The organism is Virgibacillus senegalensis (assembly GCF_000821245.2).
GTDB classification, from domain to species: domain Bacteria; phylum Bacillota; class Bacilli; order Bacillales; family Amphibacillaceae; genus Sediminibacillus; species Sediminibacillus senegalensis.
Genome location: NZ_LN611425.1, coordinates 1 through 1,210, shown reverse-complemented (window position 1 = coordinate 1,210; position 1,210 = coordinate 1). Strand labels below are relative to the sequence as shown.

Sequence of the window (1,210 nt, the reverse complement as noted above, 5' to 3'; positions counted from 1 at the left end):
GATTTTTCTTCCATCCTCTCTTTATCGAAAGGCTCATTCTAAAAACAGCTATTTTACTCAGACCGCAGAGGAAATAAACTCGCTTTCCGCGGACGAACGCCCGAGCCTCCTCGCAAAGCCCGCTGTGGGGTCTCGGCCGCCCTTTTTTCCGCAGGAGTCTCGCTTATTTCCTCTGCTAAACTATTTCGCTCTACAGAGCCTTTTTAACCGCTTGCTGCCACAAATTTTATGCTTTAATCGTTCAACGTCTTTGATTCCAAAGGAATCTCGTTTTAAAACCTTTATCGTATGGTTTATTCCCTTGATATACCCATTATGAAATGGATACATGAATGACTGTAAAATCTCTTGTTTCCAACGCATGAACGTTTTTCTTACACGGCGAAATGCCTCTATGTTTGAAGCACGCATCCATTTCAAACATTCTTCCAGCCCTTTTCCGGCTGTCTTCTCATCACTTGTCTTAAACCATTATTTTCTCTTTACAGAACGGGCACTTTTGTTGCCAATGTCTTGTGTAAAGCTCTACTCTTAAGGCGCTTCCTTCTTCCTCTATATTCGATACATCTACTTGTTTATCTTTAATCCCCAGTCAAAGAGAGAGGGAATGAGTGTATTTTTTTTTGCACACTGCAGGAACACCCATCACATCAGGGGACACCACCACATTCAGTATAGAGCCTATTTTTACAAAACAATAGGAAACACGAAACGAAAAAACACCCTTGAACGAGTGGTTCTCATTCAAGGGTGTTTCAGTTTTGCCTGGCGGCGTCCTACTCTCGCAGGGGCAAAGCCCCAACTACCATGGGCGCTGGAGAGCTTAACTTCTGTGTTCGGCATGGGAACAGGTGTGACCTCTCCGCTATTGCCACCAGACCTGCAGGATGCAGGTCGTTCTGTGTTGTTCACAGGACGTGAACGGTCTTAACAGAACTTCCTTTAGGTGCTTTTAAGAAAGATGTACCTTCAAAACTAGATAAGAGGGAAGACATTCAACGAACATTGGCACGTTTTTTTAATCCAGCTCTGCGGGCTAGATGCTCGCGTCATAAGTCATTCCCCTACAAGCCCATATTGCAGGGCTTTTCGGTGACTGGCTTATGCGTGTCGCATCTGACCAAGCCCGCGACGCTTTTTGTTTTAATCCAGCTCCGACTCCCAGGTCCTCGCTGTATAAGCAATTCCTCTACAAGGCTGAAACCCAGCC

General features: G+C 45.3%; 1 protein-coding gene and 1 rRNA gene. Both read right to left on the bottom strand.

Annotation, left to right across the window (positions count from 1 at the left end; translation table 11 throughout):
- Window positions 1-180 precede the first annotated feature (180 nt).
- Entirely contained in the window at window positions 181-411 is a 231-nt protein-coding gene (locus BN1067_RS10700) for a transposase (protein ID WP_234400689.1), read from the bottom strand.
- Window positions 412-763: 352 nt separating this feature from the next.
- A 5S ribosomal RNA gene (gene rrf, locus BN1067_RS10695) occupies window positions 764-879 on the bottom strand.
- Window positions 880-1,210: the final 331 nt, after the last annotated feature.

Coding starts and splice junctions, on each gene's coding strand:
- BN1067_RS10700 (WP_234400689.1), bottom strand. CDS start 411: ATGCGTGCTTCAAACATAGAGGCATTTCGCCGTGTAAGAAAAACGTTC.